The sequence below is a fragment of the Bacillus sp. V33-4 genome, from assembly GCF_002860225.1.
Classification (GTDB): domain Bacteria; phylum Bacillota; class Bacilli; order Bacillales; family Cytobacillaceae; genus Bacillus_BJ; species Bacillus_BJ canaveralius.
Genome location: NZ_PGVC01000044.1, coordinates 1 through 22,950, shown reverse-complemented (window position 1 = coordinate 22,950; position 22,950 = coordinate 1). Strand labels below are relative to the sequence as shown.

Here is a 22,950-nt window from a genome sequence, read left to right as displayed (position 1 = left end):
TGCAAAATATTCACTGGAAATGCGCTCCCTTCAATACTTAAGAACCTGTAAAAGTCTCATACTGTGTTTGATGGCGGATACAGACTTCGGCCCTCTGTCTGTCCTCGTCTGTTTGAAAGCTAATCACAAGCACACCATAAATCTCTTCTCTTGTTTCTAGAATTCTTATATTTGTGATACTGATCTTTTCTTCTGCCAAATAGCCGGTAATCTCGGAAATGATCCCGGGATAGTCCGGTACATCAACGTATAAATCATAGAAAGCCGGAATCGCACCCTTTTCTTTTTGCGGCAGTTCATCGCGAAATTCTTTCGCCTTTAAAAAGAATTGATAGATCGCTTCACTATCATTTGCTTTCAGCATTTGTGCAACTTTGTCCATCTCGACTTTCCACTCGATCAGAAGTTCAAGCAGCACATCTTTATTATGAAGCAGGATATCCCGCCACATATGGGGACTGCTTGAGGCAATCCGGGTAATATCACGAAAGCCCCCGGCGGCGAGCCTCGGAACAAGGTTTTCCTCATCTCTCGTCCTGTCTGCCTGATGGACGAGAGATGCAGCAATAATATGGGGGAAGTGGCTGATGACCCCGGTCAAATAGTCATGCTGCGCCGGGTCTATGATCAAAAACTTTGCCCGCGTCCCTGCCAGCCAGCTTTTAAGCTTTTCAACATCCTGCACTGGCGTTTCCTTGTCAGGAGTCAATAAATAAAAAGCATTTTCAAACAGGAGGCTTCTTGCCGCTGCCACCCCGCTTTTATGCGACCCAGCCATCGGATGGCCTCCGATAAATGTAACTCCATTCTCCTTTAAACGGGCTGCTTTTTTCATTATTTCAGCCTTTGTGCTACCAGCATCGGAAATAATGACATCTTTATTCAAGTTGATTTGTGACAGGGAATCGATGATGCGCTCTGCTTCTGTAACCGGGGTTGCAATCAGGATAAGGTCCGCCCCGGCCGCACCCTCTTCTACCGTTTCTGCCGCCTCGTCGATAACACCGAGCATCTTGGCAAGCTTGCTTTGTTCCGGATGAATGTCGAAGCCGATAACCGCAGCTTCACGATGCTTGTCTTTTATACAAAGCGCGAGTGAGCCTCCGATTAAGCCCAGCCCAATGATAAAAACGCGGCCTTTCAAACAATCACGTCCTACTTGAAAATTTTATGACAGTGCTGCTTTGGCAGCCAAAAACTCGGAAATGGCTCCGAGCAATTTTTCGTTTTGTTCCCGGGATCCAACCGTAACTCTTATCGAGGTTGGAAAGCCAAGCGCCGGTCCTGAACGAACGATGAAGCCCTTTTCCAGCAAAAACTGAAACACTTCATTTCCGTCTACTTGAAAATCGATTAAAATAAAGTTCCCCTGAGAAGGATAGTAGTCAAGATTATTTATGTCACAGTAACGATAAAACTGGTCAAGACCTTGTCTGTTTTTCTGCCGGCATTCGTTTACATATGCCTGGTCGCCAAGTGCAGCCTCTGCGGCGAGCAGTGCAAAGCGGTTAACGTTAAATGGTTCGCGCGCCGGCTCTATCGCGCGAATAATCGCCTGTGAAGCAATCCCGTATCCAATGCGAAGGCTTGCAAGTCCGTAAATTTTCGAGAAGGTTCTGAGCACAATCAGATTTTCATAACGCGTTAACAGTTCGACAGAATCATAGTAATCGTCTGCCACTACGTATTCAAAATAAGCCTCATCCAGCACGACAAGAACATCTTTCGGCACTCGATCCAGGAAAGCAATTAATTGGTCCTCGGGAATATACGTGCCGGTCGGATTGTTCGGGCTGCAAAGCCAGACTGCATTTGTCTGCCCGTCAATCGCAGCAAGCATTTCATCCAGGTCATGATTGCCATTTTTAAGCGGAATCTCACGAACCTCCGCACCTTCAATAATGGCGTTATGTTTATATTGCGGAAAGGTTGGTGCTGCCATCACCGTGTTTGCTCCGGGATGGAGCAAAGACCGTGAAATAATTTGGATGATTTCATCTGATCCATTTCCGAAGATAATTTGATTAGGAAAAACGTCCAGGTGGGTGGCCAATGTTTCACGCAAGTTGGTGGCATAACCGTCCGGATAAAGTGCAAAGAAACCAGTGCTCTGCTCCAAAGTACCCAGAACACGCTCCGAACAGCCGTACGGATTTTCATTGGAAGCAAGCTTGACAATTTCTTTTAAGCGATACTGCTTCTTCACTTCATCAATCGACTTTCCAGGCTGGTATGGATTCAGTGTGAGCAGTTGCTGTTTCCATCTCATCTCAATCACCTCATTTAAATTTTTTATCGCGATGAGTTATTCAATTTGTTGCATGGACATATTCTAAAGCTTGCCTGCATTTAAATCGGGGCGCAAGCGAACCGCCTCTTCAAGGTAAATATGGCTGATTTCATCCTGTCGGCTTGAGGAATTCACATGCAGCATAACGCGGATGCATTTTTCAAGCGACCCCGGAACCGGGATTTCCCGCATGCACATTACCGGGACATACTCCCAGCCTGCAAACAAGCGGAGCGCTTTTGCCGGGAATGCCGCTGTTATATCCTCTGTCACCGAAATAAACACAGAGGCGACCCCGTCAGGCTCTATCCGATTTTCATCAATCATTATTTTCAGCAGTCTTTCTGTAGCTGCGACAATTTCTGTTTCACTGTTTTCATTAACGGTTATGGCACCCCTAACTCCCCTAATCACTATGCAGTCCTCCCCGTTGCCAGAAAGTTTTTTAAATAATCCAGTAAAACGCTGTCCGGTATCTCTGTTAATACAGGGGTCCCGACCTCTTTTAACAGGACGAAACGAACTTTTTGCCCTACTGATTTTTTATCCTGTTTCATTCTTTCGATCATCTTTTCTGCTGATAAACCTGCGGGAATCGCCGTTTCGTAGCCAAGCTGTCCAAGCCACGCGGTGAACTCCGTAAGCTTAAACTCCAATGAGTGGAGGTGCTTGCTTAATTGAAGAGCAAAAACAGTCCCAATCATAACAGCTTCGCCATGGGTTATGCTTCCATACCCATATTCCGCTTCAATGGCATGCCCGAGCGTGTGCCCAAAATTTAAATAAGCTCGGACTCCGGTTTCTTTTTCATCTTCAGCTACAATTTCGCCTTTAATTTTAATTCCGTTTGTTAGTGCGTACTCCAGCTCACCACGTGCAATCGACTCGAGAGAATGAATATGGTTTCTGAGCCAGCTGTAAAATGCCTTGTCACTGATGAGCGCCTCCTTGACCACTTCCGCAAAGCCTGAACGCTTCTCTGCTATTGGCAGTGATGATAGATAGTCAAGATCATAAAAAACAGCCTCTGGCTGGTAAAAGGCCCCGATCATATTTTTCCCGATCGGATGGTTGATCGCAACTTTTCCTCCTACCGCACTGTCATGCGCAAGAATCGTCGTTGGCACTTGAATAAACGGAATCCCGCGCATAAATGTAGCCGCAGCAAACCCGGCCAGATCCCCAACCGCTCCACCACCCAGGGCGATCACAAGCGAATGGCGGTCGAGTTTTTGTTCCAGCGCATAGGTTAAGACTTGATAGTAAACTTCAAATGTTTTCGCTTTTTCTCCTGCCGGAACAGGATAGGCATGGATAGGAAAAGCAGAAAGCCGTGTCTTAAGATCGTCCAAATAAAGAGCGCCTACAGTTTCATCCGTAATCACTAGCAGCGACGTTAAATGGGGGAAGTGTTCTTTTAGAAAGCCGGCTAACTGGCCGCTGACCCCCGCACCAATAAATACAGGGTATTCCTTTGTATCTGTTTTCACATTTAATGTCGCCATTAAAATTCCCTCGCAAACTTCCTCTGCCTGTCAACATCTTCCTTCAAGGTTTCGAATCTGTCTGCATAGAACTGGTCGACAATCGCTGCCGCCAGCTCCCAGGCCACAACATTTTCTGCAACAATGGCCGCTGCAGGTACTGCACAGCTGTCAGAGCGTTCAATGCTTGCAGCAAAAGGCTCTTTCGTGTCGATATCGACACTTTTCAGAGGTTTATATAAGGTAGGAATTGGCTTCATCACGCCGCGGACAATGATTGGCATTCCTGTTGTCATTCCGCCCTCCAGTCCGCCCAGACGATTCGTTTTTCGATAATAACCCTGCTCTATATCCCAGGCAATTTCATCATGTACCTCGCTGCCTGGTTTACGTGCTGCCTCAAAGCCGATTCCAAATTCAACACCTTTAAATGCATTAATACTGACAACCGCAGCAGCTAATTTTGCATCGAGCTTCCGGTCGAAGTGCACATAGCTTCCGACTCCTGCCGGCATCCCTTCTGCAATAACTTCGACCACTCCGCCAATTGAGTCTCCATTATTTTTGGCTGTATCAATCGCTTTCATCATTTTTTCAGCGGCTTCATCATCCACACAGCGGACTGGAGATTGTTCAGTCCGTTCTATTAATTCTTGTATCGATTGAAAGCGGCGTTTTTCTGCTTTCACCCCGCCAATTTCGATGACGTGGGAAGCTATTTCAATGCCAAGAAGCGACAATAATTTTTTAGCCGCAGCACCAGCCGCCACCCTTACCGTTGTTTCACGGGCAGAGGAACGTTCAAGAACGTTGCGCATATCGCGATGCCCGTACTTCAGAGCGCCATTTAAATCAGCATGGCCGGGACGAGGCCGGGTAATTTTTCGTTTTACTTCTTCATCATCGTCGGCGACCGGCTCCTGGCCCATTATTTTCGTCCAATGCTTCCAGTCGTTATTTTCAACGACAAGGGCCACTGGTGATCCGAGCGTAAGTCCTTGCCTGATGCCACCGGCAATTTGCACTGTATCCTTCTCGATTTGCATTCTGCGGCCTCTGCCATAGCCTTTTTGCCTTCTTGCCAGCTCGATGTTAATATCCTCAGCCAACAGTGGCATTCCAGCCGGCAGGCCTTCAATAATCGCCGTCAATTGCGGCCCATGTGATTCTCCTGCGGTTAAATATCTCATAACTCTTTCTCCCTTCAACTCGTTAAAGGATTATGTATCAATATATCATATGACTGTGGATAAGAATAGTCAAAGATTCAAAATAATCTTTTTATCCTCTTTAACATGAATGAAGCTATTTTAACATTTAACAGACATGTATCAAAAGTGAGGTGAAGCGCGGCTGCAGTTTTTCACAGAAAAAAACCAGGCTGTATCCGCCCGGCTGCTATTACTGTTTCCTGTAAAAAAATGTATCTTCTGTATCGAAACCATACGCCGCTGGGTTGAAAATTTGTTCTGTGCTGCCGACGAAGAAGATTCCGCCAGGTCTTAGAGCGGCACTGAACTTTTTATACAGTTCATCCTTTGCTTCTTCGGTAAAATAAATCAGGACGTTCCGGCAGACGATTAAATCATATGGACCGCCGAAAGGCTCGGCAAGTAAATTGTGCTGCTTATAAACAATCGTCTTCTTGATTTTATCGTCTACTTTATAAAAGCTGCCTTCCTGGGTAAAATACTTCTTTCTAATCTCAGCTGGAACCTCGTTTAACGACCTTTCCGGGTAAACTCCTGCCTTGGCCCGATTAATCACATTGGTGTCAAGATCGGTAGCCTGGATTTGCAGCTCTGAAAGAGGCATAAATTTCGACATAACCATCGCAATCGTGTATGGTTCCTCCCCCGTTGAACACGCAGCGCTCCAAATTTTCGGCCGCTTGTTTTCGGCAAGAATTTTCGGCAAAATCTTTTGTTCGAGTACTTCCCATCGTTTCGAATTACGGTAAAATTCGGAGACATTAATCGTCATTCTATCAAGAAACTCATCTAAAAGCTGATGTTCTTTTGATAATGCTTCATAAAAAACCTCGAAGGAAGCGAAACCTTTCTTTTCATAAAGAGATGTTAATCTGCGTTTCATCTGTGCTTCTTTATAAAGGGACAGATCTATTCCGGTCTTTCTTTTGATTTTACTGATAAAGTCTTGATAATCGTTTTGTGCCATTTCTGCTTCTCCTCTGACAAAATCCGCTAATATTTTCTAATAACATTCTTAAGTATAGCGGAAAACCGAGAATCATGAGAGCTTTTTTTCAGAGAAGAGCTCTGTTTTTATTAAATCAGCAGAGAAAAGGGATACAAAAAAGAGCGCCTAAATTTCAAGCGCCCTGTGACACGTTCTATTTTAATAAATCCATTCTTTGACAAGCTTATTATATTCAGCCACTTCATCATTGTTAAAAAATAGACCGATTTCCCGCTTGGCACTTTCCGGTGAATCCGAACCGTGAATGACATTCTTGCCAACAGTCACACCAAAATCGCCACGCAGTGTTCCAGGAGCTGCATCTTTAGGATTCGTAGCGCCCATCATTTGTCGTGCGGCAGCAATTACGTTCTCTCCCTGCCAAACCATTGCAAACACAGGCCCGGAAGTAATAAAATCGACGAGTTCGCCGAAGAAAGGACGCTCTTTATGTTCTCCGTAATGCTGTTCGGCAAGCTCTTTCGAAATAATCATCAGCTTGGCACCCGCCAATTGATAACCTTTTTTCTCAAAACGTGCGACAACTTCACCGATTAAATTGCGTTGGACGCCGTCAGGTTTTACCATTAAAAATGTTTTTTCCATGAACTCCACTCCTACAACATTATGTATAGTGGATTACCCTTGGAGGACAATCCACGAAAATAGTAACATTCTTTTGACTATTTAGCAACTTTACTCAAAATTTGCGCTTTCCGATGTATCTGGCAATTTCTTTAAGTGTCTTATTCGCCCGATTGTCCGGGAGTTCATCAAGAAGTGAAATAGCTTTATCCAAATATCGATCACTTATTTGAACCGAGCGTTCAATGGCACTGCTGTTTTTGATCAGGGAGATGATTTCATCGATCTCGCTGCGCGGCATATCTTCATGAACACGAACGATCTTTGTCCGAATGTTCGCATCCTCCATCGCAAAAAATACCGGCAGAGTTAAATTCCCCTGGAGCAGGTCGCCACCCGCTGGCTTGCCAAGCTCCTTTTCCGTGCCTGTAAAATCGAGAATATCATCGGTTATTTGAAAGGACATGCCGACATAATAGCCAAACTGGAACAGTTTTCGATGAATTCTTTCTTCAACGCCGGCTGAAATGGCACCAAGCTGCAGACTGACTGCAATTAGCAGGGCTGTCTTTCTTTTTATTCTGCGGAAATAATCCTTTATATTTTGATCAAACCTGTATTTATCTTTGATTTGCTCAATTTCCCCAATACAAACTTCGACAATTGTATTGGAAAGAATCTGGTGGGCAAGAGGATTTTCAATATTCGTGATCAATTCAAGAGAGCGGGCAAAAATATAATCACCCGTGTACATCGCAATCCGATTGTCCCATTTTGCTTTAATGGTTGGCCGCCCGCGCCGCAGCTCGGCATCATCGATGACATCATCATGAACGAGACTGGCTGTATGGATCAATTCAAGAGCCATTGCTATGTTTTTAGTCACATTAATATCATAATTTCCGAACTTACCAGCAAGTAATACAAAAACTGGGCGAATCCGTTTTCCCCCGGCCTGCAATAAATGCAAAGATGCCTGCCGAAGCAGCGGCGAATCTGCATGTATTGTTTCTTCCAGCTCTTTTTCTATTATGCTTAAATCCGAATTCAAAAATGAATACATCATTTTTAATTTCATCTGTTCCCACCCAGCTTCAACTTCCTGTCACAATGGATCCCTTCGCTGCAGGTTTTCATTTGACATCAGTATTTTTTATGGCCCATATGAACCGCGGCAACTCCTCCGCTATACGGTTTATATTTTACCTCTTCAAACCCGGCTTTTTTAAACATCCGGGCCAACTCTTTCATGCCCGGAAACTCTCTGGCAGATTCCTGCAGCCATGAATATTCAGCATAGCTTTTCGCAAACACTTTGCCGAAAATTGGCATAATAAATTTAAAATAAAAATAATAGAGCTGTTTAAAACCAATCATTGTCGGTTGTGAGGTTTCGAGGCATACTGCAACGCCGCCCGGTTTTAGAACCCGATTCATTTCTTTCAAAACTTGCATATAATCCGGGACGTTTCTTAAACCAAAACCAATCGTTACAAAATCAAAAGAATCGGCAGGAAACGGCAGATCCATTGCATTTCCATGTATAAGTGAAACGTGGTCAAGCCCCAGTTCTTTAACCTTCTCTTCGCCAACCTTCAGCATATTTTGACTAAAATCGAGTCCGACCACTTCTCCGTCGGATCCTGTCGCTTTAGCCAGCGCAATTGTCCAATCACCGGTGCCGCAGCATACATCGAGAGCTTTTGCCCCTTTTTGCACATTCATCTGTCTCATTGTATCCTGGCGCCATCTTTTATGCTGTTGAAAGCTTATCACTGAATTCATCTTATCGTAATTTTGGGAAATCTTCTCGAAAACATTGTGAACGCGTTCTTCTTTTGATTGTTGCATGTATCTTACCCTTCTTCCACATAAGTTTTCGCCGTCGGCTGATGCTCGTTGAAGAAGAATAAAATCCTTTCTTCAAGAAGTTCATTTATTTTTGGGAGCTTCTTTAAGCCATTTTCAATCAATTTCCTGGCATATTCAATGTAACGATCGCACACCAATAATAAATATTTCTGTTGTTCGCTTGATAGTTCATGATTCGCACAATCATGTTTAGGGAAAGTCAATTTTTTTAATATCTCAAAAACAATCGAGGGACTGGCCTGTAAAAACTGCTTTCTTTCTGCCATTAACCTCTTTACAAGCAAAAGATTGGACGCCACTTCATTCCAGGCTCCGGCATGAAAGTATTCAGAAATCTTCTCAAATAAAGATGATTCAATTTTCCTAATGCTGTTCATCAATTTATCAACACCGTCGGTATCCCGTTGATAGACGGTGATTTTATGTTCGTTTATATTCTTAATTCCTTCGGCAAGAGTACGAATCATTGATATATTATCAATTTCAGCGAGAAATTTATAATAGAGCCCGCTGTAATAGTCGCCTGCTAGAACAGTCAACTGCCGTCTTTGCATGTTCTGGCTGCTATCTTTTAAGGCTTTACTGTTCGTCACATGCTCATGGGTATCGAGGGCAATTTGAATAAGCGTTATCGTTAGTGCATAACGATCTATTTCAGCTTTTGACAGATCAAGCTGATTTAACAGGGAAAGAAGCAATATTAGCTTGTCTTCATCAATGTCCGGAGCCTCAACGTGCTTAAGCAAGTATGGATGGGATGCTTTTGCTTTGATATGCTCCTTTATTTCAGCTAGTTTCTCTCGAAGATCTTGCAAATTAATCACCCTTGTTCCCCAAAATATATGTATATGTATTTTTGCATCGATGGTAGTGTTAGTAAGAAAATCCATGCATTGAAAGGCAGTGACAATTATATCACAAAATATCAATTGTTTGTCGGGGTTAAGGAAATAAAAAACTTTCCCAAATCTCCCATTTTCCCGATTACTTTTTCGGATCACTTTCTACCTGCCCATACGAAGTTATGATCGAAGCTTTACCGCGAATTTTTATCGCAGAGGTATGCTCGGTAAACTGTGCAATCATCACTTCACCTTTATCCAGTTTCTCGGAATGGTGAAATCTTGTATCGGTCCCTCTCGTTAATCCGATGACATTCACTCCATCATCCATCGCTTTGATTACGACATAGTCACCATTTGCCGGGTTGCGTTTTTCCAATTCTTTCACCTCCAGCTTTAAAAATTCTCCAGTTAAGATGCGAGCTGGCTAATTATTAATTAAATTTGCCAGCATGCTTTATTAAAGCAATTAAAAAGGCTAAAAGTAATCTCCCAGCCTTTTATCCTGCTCTATTGTTTATTTATTAGTGCAAGCACTTCAGCCCTGGCTCTTGGGTCTTCCTGCAATACGCCTCTCACAGCCGATGTAATTGTTTTTGACCCGGGTTTTTTAACTCCCCGCATCGTCATGCACATATGCTCTGCTTCAACAACCACCATCACACCATGAGGCTCAAGCTTTTCCATAATAGCATCGGCTACCGTTGCAGTGATTCGTTCTTGAAGCTGGGGCCTGCGCACCACATCCTCCAATGCTCTTGCTAATTTACTTAATCCTGTCACTCTCCCGTTTTTCGGTATGTAAGCTATATGTGCCTGCCCAAAGAATGGCACTAAATGGTGTTCACACATCGAATAAAAAGGAATATCTTTAACGAGCACAAGCTCTTCATGGTCTTCCCCAAAAATCGTTTCAAAATGCTCTTTTGGATCCTTGTTTAAACCGGCAAAAACTTCTTCATACATTTTAGCAACACGCTTCGGTGTATCGACAAGCCCTTCACGATCCGGGTCTTCTCCGATTGCCTGCAAAATTAGACGAACCGCTTCCTCTATCTGCGTACGATTTACGTTAGACATACAACTTCCTCCTAATAAAGCACTATCCCACTAGTTTAAAGTATAACATTTACATATTAGCATAATCATTTTCATTCAAGCAAAACAGAAGTTTAATTAAGCAGCCATTTACACCTTATGTTTGTTGACTCGATAAAAAAACCAAAATTTCGCAACAAAAGAAAAAGGCCGTGTTTTCACACGACCTTTTCCCCAAGCATTGGCTTTAAGCACTTATGTAATTATTTTACTGCATCTTTAAGCGCTTTACCTGGTTTGAAAGCAGGGACTTTGCTTGCAGAAATTTCGATTTCTTCGCCAGTTTGTGGGTTGCGGCCTTTACGGGCTGCACGCTCACGTACTTCAAAGTTTCCGAAACCAATTAATTGTACTTTATCACCATTTTTTAAAGCATCTAGGATTGCGTCAAAAACAGCGTCAACCGCTTTAGTAGCGTCTTTTTTAGAAAGTTCACTAGCTTCTGCAACTGCGTTAATTAGTTCTGTCTTGTTCATGCTTGTCACCTCCTCCCAAAAATTGAAATAAAATTCAGTAACAATAGGCGTCTTACCTACATTCTTAAACATAATTACTGAATTCTATACGTTGTGAAAGATTTTTTCAGCACAGCCCTTATATTAAATGATTAAGAGGAAGATTTCAATCTATTTTATTGAAAAAATCCTTTATCCATAAGGTTTTGAGCCTCACAACTTCAATTCTGTTAAAAGATTATCATAATAGATTCATTATATCAAGAAAATTCATCAAAATAATGGTAATGTTTTCTTATTTGAAATATTCTTGTAATATAAAATTCGTCATTTTTCGCAGTTGAAACGCCCTTCCAACCTAGATCCCGCTTGAGAAATCAGCAAATTAGCAAATCTAAATTAGTGATGGGAGAAAAAATTTTAAAAAAGAAAAAGACCCCTTATCGGAGTCGAATATTAGAGAATGATCGCAATTAATCCACCGGAACCTTCGTTAATAATCCGTTCTAACGTTTCTTTTAATTTATAACGTGCATTTTCAGGCATTAACGAAAGTTTTGCCTGGATGCCCTCCCTGACGATTGAGCTTAGACTGCGGCCAAAAATATCAGAATTCCAGATCGAGAGCGGATCATCCTCAAAATCCTGCATCAAATAGCGGACCAGCTCTTCACTTTGTTTCTCCGTGCCAATGATCGGCGAAAACTCAGATTCCACATCGACTTTGATCATATGAATCGAAGGTGCCACTGCCCGTAACCTTACGCCAAACCGCGCACCCTGTCTGATAATTTCTGGTTCATCGAGGCTCATATCTGTCAATGTCGGGGCTGCGATACCATAACCAGTCTGCTTCACCATTTTAAGAGCATCGGCAATATGGTCATATTCTGCCTTCGCATGTGCGAAATCCTGCATAAGCTCAAGCAAATGGTCCTTCCCGCGAATTTCGACACCGACAATCTCTTTTAAAATATCATCGTATAAATCATCCGGTGCATAGAGGTCAATTTCCGCAACCCCCTGACCCATCTCTATCCCAGCCAGGCTGGCCCGGTCAATAAATTCAAAATCACTAAATTGATGGACGACCCTGTCTACATCACGGAGCCTCTTAATATCTTTTACCGTCTCTTTTACTGCATCCTGGTAGCTTCCGCGCAGCCAGTGGCTTTCTCTTAACACCATAACCCAGCTTGGCAGGTTAACGTTTACTTCTAAAACAGGAAATTCGTATAACGCCTCTCTGAGAACATTTAGTACATCTGTTTCACGCATACTTTCGACACTCATTGGGATAACCGGTATATCGTACTTTTCAACAAGCTGGCCCCTAAGGGTATCTGTGTTCGGATGGTGAGGCTGGGCGCTGTTAATCACAATAATAAACGGCTTGCCTACCTCTTTCAGTTCTTCAATAACACGTTCTTCTGCCTCAAGGTAGTTTGATCTCGGAATCTCCCCGATTGTTCCGTCCGTTGTGATCACAACACCAATCGTTGAATGTTCTTGAATCACCTTTCTTGTACCAATTTCAGCCGCTTCATGAAACGGAATTGGCTCTTCATACCACGGAGTATTTATCATGCGCGGGCCATTTTCATCTTCATATCCCTTCGCTCCCGGCACGGTATAACCTACACAATCTACCAGTCTAATATTCACTTCCAGCCCTTCATCAACATGGATATTTGCCGCTGTGTTCGGAACAAATTTCGGTTCAGTCGTCATAATCGTTTTTCCAGCTGCACTTTGAGGCAGTTCATCCTGTGTCCGGGCCCGGTCTGCTTCATTGCTTATATTTGGTAAAACAACCAGCTCCATAAACTTCTTAATAAATGTTGATTTGCCAGTTCGTACTGCTCCTACTACTCCTAAATAAATATCACCGCCAGTCCTTTCGGCAATATCTTTAAAAATATCGACCTTTTCCAAGTGATCTCCCCTCCCGAATCTTACAGTTAGTGGGATAAATAATATCCTTTTCTTCGGTAATTTTGGACAGTATATGTTTATGATGTTGTCCTATGAAGTTATGACAGATTTTTATTTTTTTACCTCCTGTCCCGATTCTATTCCGTATACCAGCCAGTTATTTTAAGAAGCATCGTATGATGTGATGAAAAGATTTTTAAAGAATAAAAGAAAAAACCCTTCTCCTACAATATATTTTGCAGAAGAAGGGTTATGACTATTTCACCAAAAAGATTGGTTCATCTGATTCCGGTTCAATTGTATACGGGTGGGAATAGGCAGGGACAAAATAAGAGTCCTCGACGAGTATATTGCGGATATCTTCACCAGGTTCGTAATTACTTTCTTTCGCTTTCAGAGCCTGATATAAATCGCTCCGGTAGTCTACCAGAACCACACCTTCGCCTGTCACTATAAACGGAAGGTTTTGCTGCGTATAGGGGCTGATCACTACAGGGTCCTCCTTATAGCCAAGCTTTTTGAAGTCGAGCGTAAAAATACCATCTGCAATTTGCTCTTTGTAAGGTGGATATCCATTTGAATAGATCCGCATTTTAATATCCCTGATTGTCTCGGCTATTCGTAAATCAAACAGCTTTACCTTTGGGTCTGTTTCAACATCTACAAGCACATATTGAAAAACCCCGCCGTTTTCAAAAGAATTTCCCGGCAGTTCAGCCATATAGGTTGGAACAATTCTTGCAAAATCGATCGGATATTTCTCGTAAATCGGTGTCTCTGCCTCTTTTGTCTTAATCGGGAGCAGTCCTCCTGATGCTTCCCGAAACTGATCAACGGCAGACTGGACAGCATCTGCCTGGTCTTTATATGGAATTTGGTTTTCAGCCAGTCGTTCGTTAGGATACATGCAGCCTGTCAACATAGCGGTGATGATTGCCACAAGAAAAACAATCAATGCTTTTTTCATCCGAATCAATCCTTTATATGTAGTGATTATTCACTTGTTGGCCCGCTTAAAACAACGAGAAGAATAATAATTCCGGACACAATCATTAATAGATAAGCTACTACGGCCGTAAAAATCCGAAAAAATCCTTTTAGCTTATAGCGGCTCAAATAGATTGAAATAATTGAAATAAACATAAACGCCATTGCGGCAAGAGAAACCCACATTTTCATTAAAGCGGGAGACATATGAACCACTCCTTTTTCCGAAAAGTATTATATCACAGGACCATTAAACAGAAAAGTACAGGCACAAAGTTCAACTTCAGCCAGTCTCTAGCAATCTGGCCAAGCGACAACGAAAAAATGGCTAAAGTAAAGATGGGGCAATATCTTTACTTTAGCCAAATCGACTAAATCACCCATGCACCCTGTTCAGATTACCAGTTTGCTTCGTTGCATTGTATGCATGGGAGACAGGAAGCGCATCCTCTAATGCCTATATTTCGCAGATTAATATTATTCGCATCTCGTTCTTTCACCGAGTATATCAACGAGATCTTCCATTTCGTGTGTCTTGCCCCGGGCCATTAACGCATCAACTGCATCTTTTGGGTTTATATTGTTAAACAGAATATCGTAAAGAGCCTGTGAAATCGGCATTTTAACCTGGTATTTTTCAGCAAGCTGATAGGCAGCCTTTGTTGTCCGTACTCCTTCGACAACCATTCCCATATTTTCGAGAACCTCCTCAAGATTCTTTCCTTTGCCGAGGAGGTTCCCGGCCCGCCAGTTACGGGAATGAACACTTGTACACGTTACAACCAGATCGCCGATTCCGGTTAAGCCCGAAAAAGTCAACGGGTTGGCCCCCATTTTCGTGCCGAGTCTGGCGATCTCAGCGAGCCCGCGCGTAATTAAAGCCGCTTTCGCATTGTCCCCGTAGCCAAGTCCATCTGACAGTCCCGCAGCTAACGCAATAATGTTTTTAAGCGCTCCACCAATTTCGACCCCAATAAGATCAGGATTCGTATAGACACGAAAATTTTGATTGATAAACAGGTCCTGCACCCGCTCGGCAGCACTCATGTTTTTAGCAGAAACGGTGACGGTAGTCGGGTGACGGAGACTGACTTCTTCTGCATGGCTTGGCCCGGATAAAACAACAACGTCTTTCAATAGCTCCTCGGGCATTTCTTCTTCAATCATTTCGGAAATGCGCAGCAGCGTATCCGGTTCAATTCCTTTGCTGACATGGACAATCGTCAGCGGCTCAAGTTTTATCTCCCTCATCCGGCCAAGAACTTCCCGGATCGCCTTCGTAGGGACAGCGAGGATGATCGTATTGATATGATCCACCGCCTCTGCCATGGAATGATACCCTTCAATTGATTCAGGCAATAAAATATCGGGGAGATACTTTGAATTCATATGTTTTTCGTTAATTTCATCAATTTGGGACTGATTATGCCCCCACAATCGTACCCGATGACCATTATCTGCCAAAACCATTGAAAGCGCCGTTCCCCAGCTTCCTGCACCGATAACAGCAACTTTTTCCTTTGGACGGTTCAATGTCACTCACAACCTTTTTTGTAGTTGAGTAAATTCCATAAAGCATGTCTTCAATTGAAAAACGAACAATTATTTAGAATTAACACAGTATTATTCGTTTCTTACTAAGGCTCCCTGGTTTATTAAGACAATTCAATTCGTTTTTCGGTTAGCTTAATGCATTGTGAAATTTACTCGGTTAAAAAAATCTTTTCCCTGTTACAGAACCGCAAACCTAAAAAAACTAACCTCCCGGGCTCGTTCCTCCCGATCTACTTGCGCTCTCTTGCAAATATTTTGATCGGTGTTCCTTCGAAACCGAACGCATCCCTTATCCGGTTTTCCAAAAATCGTTCATATGAAAAATGAAGCAATTCCGGGTCATTCACGAACACAACAAATGTCGGCGGCTTAACAGAAACCTGGGTTGTATAGTAAATTTTTAATCTTCGTCCTTTATCGGTTGGAGTAGGATTCATCGCCACAGCATCCATAATGATGTCATTCAGAACGCTCGTATCCACTCGCAAGGAATGGTTTTCACTGGCCATATTAATCATCGGAATTAATGTATGGATCCGTTTTTTCGTTTTCGCAGATAAAAAAACAATCGGTGCATAATCGAGAAACAAAAAGTGGTCGCGAATTTTTTGTTCAAATACCTTCATTGTTTTTTCATCTTTTTCAACGACATCCCATTTATTCACAACGATTACAACAGCACGTCCCGCCTCATGTGCATAGCCGGCAATGTGTTTGTCCTGTTCGATAATTCCCTCTTCCCCGTCAATCACAACGAGAACGACATCTGAACGTTCAATTGCTCTTAATGCACGAAGGACACTGTATTTTTCTGTTGTTTCATATACTTTTCCTTTTTTGCGCATTCCAGCTGTATCGATAATGACATACTTTTCTCCATTATACGTGTATGTCGAATCAATTGCATCCCTTGTCGTACCTGCAATATCGCTGACGATTACTCTGTCCTCACCAAGGATCGCATTGACGAGTGATGACTTGCCAACATTCGGACGCCCGATCAAGGAGAATTTAATCACATCATCATCATATTCCTGGTAATCGGTCTTTGGAAAATGCTTGGCAACGTCATCAAGTAGATCTCCTAAACCAAGACCATGTGTACCTGAAATCGGGAATGGCTCGCCAAAACCAAGCGAATAAAAATCATAAATCTGGGCGCGCATTTCCGGATTGTCGACTTTATTTACAGCGAGAACAACCGGTTTTTTTGATTTATACAGTATTTTCGCGACTTCTTCGTCCGCTGCTGTTACCCCTTCTCTGCCGTTCGTTAAAAAAATGATGACATCGGCTTCATCAATTGCAATTTCAGCCTGCTGGCGAATCTGCTCCAAAAATGGTTCCTCGCCGATATCTATGCCACCTGTATCAATAATACTAAAATCATGAGTAAGCCATTCTCCCGAGCTGTAAATCCTGTCTCGGGTTACTCCGGGAATATCCTCCACAATTGAAATTCTTTCACCGGCGATTCGGTTAAAGATCGTAGATTTTCCGACATTTGGCCTCCCGACGATCGCTACGACTGGTTTCGCCATCAATTCCACCCTTTCTTATCCGTGCATTCTAATATTAGTTATAATTAAGAACCGTGCACTCGCTAAAAATCAAGAAAATCCTTAAATTTGATAAATAGTAAAAGAACCCTTCTTGACAAGAGAAGGGTCTAGCTTCACTATTTTATCAAAGTGATTACAACCTAGCAAATAAAAGTTGGAAGAACAATCAATGTCTGACGATCACATAAAGTTCATCCGTAAGTCTGTGGGCAATTCCGTCGAGAATTGCCTCAAGGTTCTCTGCTATGACTGTCAACTCTTCGCCAGAATCACAATGAAAAACCGCTAGTCCGCTTGGAACCTTCTTTGGATTGGTCGTAATCACAGCCATAATCATTTTTTCATGCGTCATTAGCTGTTTCGTCCTTCCTTTTATTCCTTTCTTTCCGAAGGCATTCTGATCGCATTTTCCAGAGTCGGAACCTCACCGATGATCCGGATCGCTTTTTCAATATTCTTTTCCTGAGGTAAAACAAACACACCAACTCTACCATCATCCAGATCCCTTTTTGCAAGCGGGACAAGCGCAGGAGTTCCTGAATCGCGATAAACGCCAAGTGCGGTCGATACGTCATGAAGGACGGCCTGGCGCTGGCCCAAATTTGCAATCGTAGACCTTGCATTAAAGTTTTTCGGCTTCAGAATAAATCCCATCCCATACCGTAAAATCTCTTTCTGTCGCTCAGGAAGCCCGATATTCATGATGTAAATATTATCAATATATAAGCCGGCACCTTCAAACCTCAGCTGAGTATAGTTGATGTCAACAATATCCTTGAGCTTGCCGCCGGCCATCAATTTTCGGCAGATGATCAGGCCAACTGCAGCGGTCAGCAGTGCCGCCCAAATATTAAAAACGATATACGCAAAGGTACTGATTAGTGAGGTAAAAATAACAAGATAGTTTCTGCTTTCAAATGCAACAGCAATTCCTTCAATATACGTTTTACCCCGGGGCACCAATTCATAACCGTCAAGCTCAGATAACGTATTTCTTTCCATATTGCGGACTTCACGGAACTGCGAAGCTGCGAGAGTTAAAAAAGTAACGGCCGTAAACTCTTCCTCCATAATGGAAGGAATGGCAACGGCTCCCAACCCGGCAGCTATAAAGCCAAGTGCAATATGAATAATCTTTCCGTGAAGATAGGTTGGATATTGCCGATAATCTGTTCTCAGCATGTAAATACGGCTTAAAGTTCCGGCGGCAACCCCAAATATAATCGGTAGTGTGTATTCGTTCATGAGGTTTTTTGTTTCTCCCTTTCAAACTGACTTACTGTCTTTTCTAATAAGAGGATCGCATATTTTAATCCGTTCCAGCCCAAAAGCACACCTGCTGCCAGGGCGACAAGATCTAAAAATTCCAGTGCGCCGATTTTGTAATTGATAGCCAGCTTTTTTATAATTAACGCGAATACGACCTCGCCATGAAAAGCTCCTGAAAGTAAGATACAGATTCTCATCTTTATATCCTCGTAAAGCACAACAATTAAATAAACGATGATAAAGCCAAGCATGAGCTTGCGGTCGAATAGAACCCAGACTGGATCAAATAATTCAAACAGCAAAAAACTGACATACGCCAGCGTTACAATCAATGCGCAGATGATATAATAGGCCAACTGTCCTTTTTTCAATTTGGCTATCTCCCAATAAACAAAAAGGAGCAAAACCACAGGTGCCCAGTAAAAACTAAATCCGAACAGGCTAAACTGTGCAGTCGAAAGCATGATTGCAATTAGCATTGCTAATGATATTCTGAACCGATATCGATTTTCTTTTTTCAGAAAAAAGGTTGCCAAAATCCAGATAAGCCAGGAAATCCAATAAAATATTATTCCTTCCATCCCTTTACCCCCCTATCGTTTCCAGTATGGGTAAAGAATATGTGATTTAATCTTTCAGCACTTAATTTTCTGGTGTGAATCATACGTGTGTGATATAGGGGGAAGAAAAATGCGGAGGGAAGGAGCAGGTCAAGACCTGAAGCGGGCTGGTTGGATTTTCAATAGAAAAAAGCTTCGGCATAAACCAAAGCTTTCTTTACATAAGCGTTCTCTGGCTGTATTTTTTTGTGTCTATGCCGCGTTCATTCAGCCAGTGGAAAGTGTTTCCCGATATAATCAGCGGTGCTTTCTGCAATGCGTTAATATTTATTGCACCTAATGCAGTCATCATCAACGTCAGCTCATGATGGATGATTGCGATCTCATCGATCAGTGCTTCAAGCCCGTTTTCGAACAGAATTTTTAATAGAAACCCGGCCATTCCAACAGCATCGGCACCTAGAGCAATTGCTTTTGCAACATCCAAGCTGTTCTGGATTCCTCCCGAACCAATGATCGGAACAGATGCGGCTGCGTGTTTGGCTTCGACAATCGATACAGCGGTCGGTACTCCCCAACTGTTAAAAAAGCTTAACAGCCTTTCCCTGCGCTCATTTTCGATTTTTGCAAAATTAGTACCGCCAAATCCGCCCACGTCCACTGCGGCTACCCCGATAGAAGCAAGCTGTGCAACGGCCTCCCCGCTCATGCCAAAACCGACTTCTTTCACGATGACCGGAACTTGCAGTTGCTGAATGATTTTTTCGATTCGCCGCAAAGCACCGCGGAAGTCGCGATCTCCCTCGGGCATTGTCAGCTCCTGAATAACATTTAAGTGAATTTGCAGCGCATTAGCGGCAACCATCTCCACAGCAGCCTGGGCCTGCTCGACAGTTGCCTCACTGCCAATGTTGCCGAAAACGATTCCGTCCGGATTTTCCTTCCTAATGATCTCATATGTCTTACGCTCAGTCTGATCCTTCAACGCAGACATTTGCGAACCCATGGAAATTGCAATCCCGGACCTTTTGGCTGCAATTGCCAACTTCCGGTTAATTTCTAATGTCTTCTCACCACCGCCGCCAGTCATGGCATTGATAAAAATTGGCGAACTTAAAGAAAGTTCGCCAATTTGCGTGTTTAAACCGATATTATTAACAGATGCACTCGGCAAGTTTTGATGGACGAATTGAATATCATCAAAACCGTTGCTGCGTTCCTGCCCCGTTTTCAGGGCAAATTGAACATGGTCCCATTTTCGTTTTGATCTCGACAAAGATTATCACCATTAATTTTTCAAATTCTTTAATTTATCGCCAATCATTTCACCAAGCTGAAAGCCTTTGGATTCCTCCGGAAGCTCATAGTCCCCGGCATCATAAGAATCCCTTTCCTGAAGGTCTTTAATGCTCAAAGATAAGCGCTGTTCCTGCTCATTGACATCGAGGACCTTGACCTGGACGCGCTCGCCTTCCTTTAATACTTCATGAGGCGTTCCAATATGCTTGTGGGCAATTTGCGATATATGAACAAGTCCTTCCACGCCCGGAAAAACCTCGACAAATGCGCCGTAAGAGACAAGACGCCTGACAGTCCCCTCAAGCGTACTTCCTTTAGGGGCTTTTTCAGCAATATCCGCCCACGGCCCAGGCAAAGTCTCTTTAATCGATAACGAAATTCGGTCATTATCACGATCGATACTAAGTACCTTTACCTTTACCCGCTGTCCTTCTTCGACAACATCGGATGGTTTTTCAACATGTTCATGTGACAGCTGGGAAATATGGACAAGGCCGTCAATTCCCCCGATATCAACAAAAGCTCCAAAATCGGTTATGCGCTGGACCGTACCATCCAAAACCTGGCCGGGTTGAAGAGACTCGAGCAGCTCTTCTTTTTGTTTTCCTTTTTCTGCTTCAACTACTGCGCGATGGGAAAGAATCAATCTATTCTTGTCGCGATCGAGCTCAACAATTTTAAATGTAAGCTGCTTGCCCTTATAATCGGAAAAGTCTTCTACAAAATGTGCTTCAACAAGCGAAGCCGGTACAAAACCCCGGACACCGAGGTCGACAACAAGTCCGCCCTTAACAACATCCTTTACTTCGGCTTCAAATATTTCGCCGCTTTCGAATCGCTTCACAAGGTTTTCCCATGCCTGCCCGGCATCGATCTTTCGTTTCGACAGGATCAAGGCCTCTTCCTCGACCTTTAATACTTCAAGTTCGAGTTCGTCTCCTTCAGCAACTACATCTGAAGCTTTTTCAACATGCAGACTTGATAATTCGCTGATCGGGATAATTCCATCAAGCTTGCTGTTTTCAACATGAACAAGCACCTGCTTTTCCTCAACCTTTGTTACTTGAGCTTTTACCTTATCGCCAACTTCAAAGTTTGTAACCTCAACATTATTCATATCTTCTGTCATATGTACTCCTCCTTAATCCAATGACTGCTCAAAAATTTATTCGAAATGCAGCAGTGCCGCATTTAATACCGAGCTTTCAAAAATGACTAAAGAATTAGAAAAGCGGAAGACCTTGCGGAAAAAGTCAAAAGCCGCTTTTTCCTATCGCTTAACCGCGACAGCGCTCCCCGACTTAAAGCGCTACGTCCTGTGGCGTCGTCGGCAATGGTACATCCTGTACGTCGGAGCCTGGAAATTGAGACGCCCAACCAATTTAAAAAGTTTATAGATTTTTATAAACTTTTTAAAAAACTCTTTTACCTAACTTCTTACAAATGAGTACTTTTGTCAAGTGTGAACCTCTATTTATGCTCTTCAATTAGTTTATGAATCGCCGCCATGATCAATTCGGTTGCTTCGTCTGCGGTAGCCTTGTTTCTTCTTATTTCTGTAAAATCGACCGGTCTGCCGTATACAACCTTCAGTCGTTTGAAAGGTTTATAAGGGCCGATAATCGCACATGGGACAATCGCTGACTCGGAACGAAGCGCAAAAAAACCGGCTCCGGCCAAACCTTTTCCCAATTCCCCTGTTTTGCTTCTTGTTCCCTCTGGAAACAATCCTAAAACATGGCCATCGTTTAAGATTGCCAGGCCTTTACGCAACGCTTCCCTGTCGCTCATTCCCCTTTTTACCGGAAAGGCGTTTACACGGGGAAGGATCTTTCCCAGTAACGGAACGGAAAAAACCTCGGCTTTCGCCATAAAATGCACCGGGCGGGGTGCATTAATGCCAACTACAGGAGGATCGAGATTGTCGATATGATTTGCACAAAGCAACACCCCTCCTTCTTTCGGAAAATGTTCCCTTCCAATTACTTCAAAACGATAAACAGGCTTCAGCAGAACGTAAATAAGCGATTTTGCAAAGCTATATAGATTCATGGTCATCCAATCCTTTCCCTGGCCAGTACCATGATTTTCTCGACAACCTCTTCAATTGAGAGCGACGTTGTATCAATTTCCACAGCGTCCTCCGCTTTTTTTAACGGAGCCACTTCCCGTTCGGAATCAAGCTTATCTCTTGCCGCGATTTCCTCTTTTAATTTTTCTAAATCGGAGCGAAATCCCTTTTCGAGATTTTCCTGGTGACGCCGCTCGGCTCTTTCTTGTACGCTTGCAAGCAGAAATACCTTAACCTCAGCATCGGGGATGACATGGGTGCCAATATCCCGGCCATCCATGACAACACTGCCACCAACTGCAAACTTCTGCTGACGTTTGACCATTTCTTCCCGGACCGCACGGTGCTTCGCGACAATTGACACTGAATTCGTGACAACGTCTTTCCTGATTTCTGTTGTGACATCCTTGCCATCCAAAAAGACCAGCTGTCCGCCCGCTTCCGGAACCAGTTCGATTTCCGTATTGTGAAGAATGTCCACTAAAGCATTCTCATTATGTAAATCGATGTCATTGATTATCGCCTTATATGTAAGGGACCGATACATCGCACCAGTATCTATATAAAGGTATGCGAGCCTTTCCGCAACGATTTTTGCAACCGTACTTTTTCCTGCCGCTGCAGGTCCATCAATAGCAATTCGAATCTGTTTGTTCATGTTTCCTCCTAAAAAGCGTTCCATTCAAAAATGATAGTGACGGCCGGGATCTCCACTATCCACAAAGAATAGAGCTGTGTCCGGACGTATAAAAATATTAATCGGTTCTATTTTACCATAAGATGAACAATCGCTCCTCTTAAATCGTCATCCAATGAATTTTTTAAATTTTGTAGAGTAGAAAACAGGAATTAGATATTGTCTTCTTGTCCTCGGGTTTCAGGGTGTTC

At 43.1% G+C, this 22,950-nt stretch carries 25 protein-coding genes; all 25 read right to left on the bottom strand.

The features are described 5' to 3' along the window. Positions 1-37: 37 nt before the first annotated feature. Entirely contained in the window at positions 38-1,144 is a 1,107-nt protein-coding gene (locus CVD23_RS15705) for a prephenate dehydrogenase (RefSeq protein WP_101575809.1), read from the bottom strand. A 24-nt stretch (positions 1,145-1,168) separates the two neighbouring features. Then, positions 1,169-2,269, bottom strand: a complete 1,101-nt coding sequence (hisC, locus tag CVD23_RS15700; RefSeq protein WP_101575808.1) for a histidinol-phosphate transaminase — start codon at positions 2,267-2,269, stop codon at positions 1,169-1,171. A 63-nt stretch (positions 2,270-2,332) separates the two neighbouring features. Next, positions 2,333-2,704 carry a chorismate mutase gene (aroH, locus tag CVD23_RS15695; RefSeq protein ID WP_101575807.1) on the bottom strand — a complete coding sequence of 124 codons (372 nt, stop codon included), beginning with the start codon at positions 2,702-2,704 and terminating at the stop codon, positions 2,333-2,335. Next, entirely contained in the window at positions 2,704-3,795 is a 1,092-nt protein-coding gene (aroB, locus tag CVD23_RS15690; RefSeq protein ID WP_101575806.1) for a 3-dehydroquinate synthase, read from the bottom strand. Before aroB ends, aroH begins: the two co-directional genes overlap by 1 nt. Next, the gene (aroC, locus tag CVD23_RS15685; protein WP_101575805.1) at positions 3,795-4,964 is read right to left on the bottom strand and encodes a chorismate synthase; all 1,170 of its coding nucleotides are present in this window, start codon (positions 4,962-4,964) and stop codon (positions 3,795-3,797) included. Before aroC ends, aroB begins: the two co-directional genes overlap by 1 nt. A 211-nt stretch (positions 4,965-5,175) precedes the next feature. Continuing rightward, positions 5,176-5,952 carry a CheR family methyltransferase gene (locus tag CVD23_RS15680; protein ID WP_101575804.1) on the bottom strand — a complete coding sequence of 259 codons (777 nt, stop codon included), beginning with the start codon at positions 5,950-5,952 and terminating at the stop codon, positions 5,176-5,178. Positions 5,953-6,132: 180 nt separating this feature from the next. Further along, a complete protein-coding gene (gene ndk / locus CVD23_RS15675; protein WP_101575803.1) occupies positions 6,133-6,579 on the bottom strand; it encodes a nucleoside-diphosphate kinase in 447 nt (148 codons plus the stop codon). Between the two features lie 94 nt (positions 6,580-6,673). Beyond that, positions 6,674-7,636, bottom strand: a complete 963-nt coding sequence (gene hepT / locus CVD23_RS15670) for a heptaprenyl diphosphate synthase component II (protein ID WP_101575802.1) — start codon at positions 7,634-7,636, stop codon at positions 6,674-6,676. 65 nt (positions 7,637-7,701) lie between these two features. Continuing rightward, the gene (locus tag CVD23_RS15665) at positions 7,702-8,409 is read right to left on the bottom strand and encodes a demethylmenaquinone methyltransferase (RefSeq protein ID WP_101575801.1); all 708 of its coding nucleotides are present in this window, start codon (positions 8,407-8,409) and stop codon (positions 7,702-7,704) included. 5 nt (positions 8,410-8,414) lie between these two features. Continuing rightward, a complete protein-coding gene (locus CVD23_RS15660) occupies positions 8,415-9,254 on the bottom strand; it encodes a heptaprenyl diphosphate synthase component 1 (protein WP_245917296.1) in 840 nt (279 codons plus the stop codon). 160 nt (positions 9,255-9,414) lie between these two features. Then, positions 9,415-9,651, bottom strand: coding sequence for a trp RNA-binding attenuation protein MtrB (mtrB, locus tag CVD23_RS15655; RefSeq protein WP_101575800.1), 237 nt, complete (start codon positions 9,649-9,651; stop codon positions 9,415-9,417). 131 nt (positions 9,652-9,782) lie between these two features. Continuing rightward, on the bottom strand, positions 9,783-10,352 hold the full coding sequence (gene folE, locus CVD23_RS15650; protein ID WP_101575799.1) for a GTP cyclohydrolase I FolE: 570 nt from the start codon (positions 10,350-10,352) through the stop codon (positions 9,783-9,785). 221 nt (positions 10,353-10,573) lie between these two features. Then, positions 10,574-10,846 (bottom strand): non-specific DNA-binding protein Hbs, encoded by a 273-nt coding sequence (gene hbs / locus CVD23_RS15645; protein WP_142383442.1) that lies wholly within the window; start codon positions 10,844-10,846, stop codon positions 10,574-10,576. A gap of 435 nt (positions 10,847-11,281) precedes the next feature. Beyond that, complete coding sequence (gene spoIVA / locus CVD23_RS15640) at positions 11,282-12,760, bottom strand: stage IV sporulation protein A (RefSeq protein WP_101666518.1); 1,479 nt, start codon at positions 12,758-12,760, stop codon at positions 11,282-11,284. Between the two features lie 256 nt (positions 12,761-13,016). Then, positions 13,017-13,727: a hypothetical protein gene (locus tag CVD23_RS15635; RefSeq protein ID WP_101575796.1), complete on the bottom strand. Its 711-nt coding sequence runs from the start codon at positions 13,725-13,727 to the stop codon at positions 13,017-13,019. Positions 13,728-13,753: 26 nt separating this feature from the next. Further along, on the bottom strand, positions 13,754-13,954 hold the full coding sequence (locus CVD23_RS15630; protein WP_101575795.1) for a DUF2768 domain-containing protein: 201 nt from the start codon (positions 13,952-13,954) through the stop codon (positions 13,754-13,756). Between the two features lie 270 nt (positions 13,955-14,224). Further along, positions 14,225-15,280, bottom strand: a complete 1,056-nt coding sequence (locus tag CVD23_RS15625) for an NAD(P)H-dependent glycerol-3-phosphate dehydrogenase (RefSeq protein ID WP_101666517.1) — start codon at positions 15,278-15,280, stop codon at positions 14,225-14,227. A gap of 251 nt (positions 15,281-15,531) precedes the next feature. Then, positions 15,532-16,842, bottom strand: a complete 1,311-nt coding sequence (der, locus tag CVD23_RS15620) for a ribosome biogenesis GTPase Der (RefSeq protein WP_101666516.1) — start codon at positions 16,840-16,842, stop codon at positions 15,532-15,534. Positions 16,843-17,029: 187 nt separating this feature from the next. Continuing rightward, positions 17,030-17,215, bottom strand: a complete 186-nt coding sequence (locus CVD23_RS15615) for a capping complex subunit for YIEGIA (RefSeq protein ID WP_101575792.1) — start codon at positions 17,213-17,215, stop codon at positions 17,030-17,032. Positions 17,216-17,235: 20 nt separating this feature from the next. Continuing rightward, positions 17,236-18,108: a YIEGIA family protein gene (locus CVD23_RS15610; protein WP_101575791.1), complete on the bottom strand. Its 873-nt coding sequence runs from the start codon at positions 18,106-18,108 to the stop codon at positions 17,236-17,238. Next, positions 18,105-18,713 carry a YphA family membrane protein gene (locus CVD23_RS15605; protein WP_101575790.1) on the bottom strand — a complete coding sequence of 203 codons (609 nt, stop codon included), beginning with the start codon at positions 18,711-18,713 and terminating at the stop codon, positions 18,105-18,107. Before CVD23_RS15605 ends, CVD23_RS15610 begins: the two co-directional genes overlap by 4 nt. 196 nt (positions 18,714-18,909) lie before the next feature. Then, positions 18,910-19,968 (bottom strand): type 2 isopentenyl-diphosphate Delta-isomerase, encoded by a 1,059-nt coding sequence (gene fni, locus CVD23_RS15600; RefSeq protein WP_101575789.1) that lies wholly within the window; start codon positions 19,966-19,968, stop codon positions 18,910-18,912. A gap of 12 nt (positions 19,969-19,980) precedes the next feature. Beyond that, entirely contained in the window at positions 19,981-21,120 is a 1,140-nt protein-coding gene (rpsA, locus tag CVD23_RS15595; RefSeq protein WP_101666515.1) for a 30S ribosomal protein S1, read from the bottom strand. Positions 21,121-21,461: 341 nt separating this feature from the next. Continuing rightward, positions 21,462-22,043: a lysophospholipid acyltransferase family protein gene (locus CVD23_RS15590; protein ID WP_101666514.1), complete on the bottom strand. Its 582-nt coding sequence runs from the start codon at positions 22,041-22,043 to the stop codon at positions 21,462-21,464. Between the two features lie 2 nt (positions 22,044-22,045). Continuing rightward, complete coding sequence (cmk, locus tag CVD23_RS15585; RefSeq protein ID WP_101575786.1) at positions 22,046-22,720, bottom strand: (d)CMP kinase; 675 nt, start codon at positions 22,718-22,720, stop codon at positions 22,046-22,048. Positions 22,721-22,950: the final 230 nt, after the last annotated feature.

Coding starts and splice junctions, on each gene's coding strand:
- hisC (WP_101575808.1), bottom strand. CDS start 2,269: ATGAGATGGAAACAGCAACTGCTCACACTGAATCCATACCAGCCTGGA.
- aroB (WP_101575806.1), bottom strand. CDS start 3,795: ATGGCGACATTAAATGTGAAAACAGATACAAAGGAATACCCTGTATTT.
- aroC (WP_101575805.1), bottom strand. CDS start 4,964: ATGAGATATTTAACCGCAGGAGAATCACATGGGCCGCAATTGACGGCG.
- CVD23_RS15680 (WP_101575804.1), bottom strand. CDS start 5,952: ATGGCACAAAACGATTATCAAGACTTTATCAGTAAAATCAAAAGAAAG.
- ndk (WP_101575803.1), bottom strand. CDS start 6,579: ATGGAAAAAACATTTTTAATGGTAAAACCTGACGGCGTCCAACGCAAT.
- hepT (WP_101575802.1), bottom strand. CDS start 7,636: ATGAAATTAAAAATGATGTATTCATTTTTGAATTCGGATTTAAGCATA.
- CVD23_RS15665 (WP_101575801.1), bottom strand. CDS start 8,409: ATGCAACAATCAAAAGAAGAACGCGTTCACAATGTTTTCGAGAAGATT.
- folE (WP_101575799.1), bottom strand. CDS start 10,352: ATGTCTAACGTAAATCGTACGCAGATAGAGGAAGCGGTTCGTCTAATT.
- hbs (WP_142383442.1), bottom strand. CDS start 10,846: ATGAACAAGACAGAACTAATTAACGCAGTTGCAGAAGCTAGTGAACTT.
- CVD23_RS15635 (WP_101575796.1), bottom strand. CDS start 13,727: ATGAAAAAAGCATTGATTGTTTTTCTTGTGGCAATCATCACCGCTATG.
- CVD23_RS15630 (WP_101575795.1), bottom strand. CDS start 13,954: ATGTCTCCCGCTTTAATGAAAATGTGGGTTTCTCTTGCCGCAATGGCG.
- der (WP_101666516.1), bottom strand. CDS start 16,842: ATGGCGAAACCAGTCGTAGCGATCGTCGGGAGGCCAAATGTCGGAAAA.
- CVD23_RS15615 (WP_101575792.1), bottom strand. CDS start 17,215: ATGACGCATGAAAAAATGATTATGGCTGTGATTACGACCAATCCAAAG.
- CVD23_RS15610 (WP_101575791.1), bottom strand. CDS start 18,108: ATGAACGAATACACACTACCGATTATATTTGGGGTTGCCGCCGGAACT.
- CVD23_RS15605 (WP_101575790.1), bottom strand. CDS start 18,713: ATGGAAGGAATAATATTTTATTGGATTTCCTGGCTTATCTGGATTTTG.
- rpsA (WP_101666515.1), bottom strand. CDS start 21,120: ATGACAGAAGATATGAATAATGTTGAGGTTACAAACTTTGAAGTTGGC.
- CVD23_RS15590 (WP_101666514.1), bottom strand. CDS start 22,043: ATGAATCTATATAGCTTTGCAAAATCGCTTATTTACGTTCTGCTGAAG.
- cmk (WP_101575786.1), bottom strand. CDS start 22,720: ATGAACAAACAGATTCGAATTGCTATTGATGGACCTGCAGCGGCAGGA.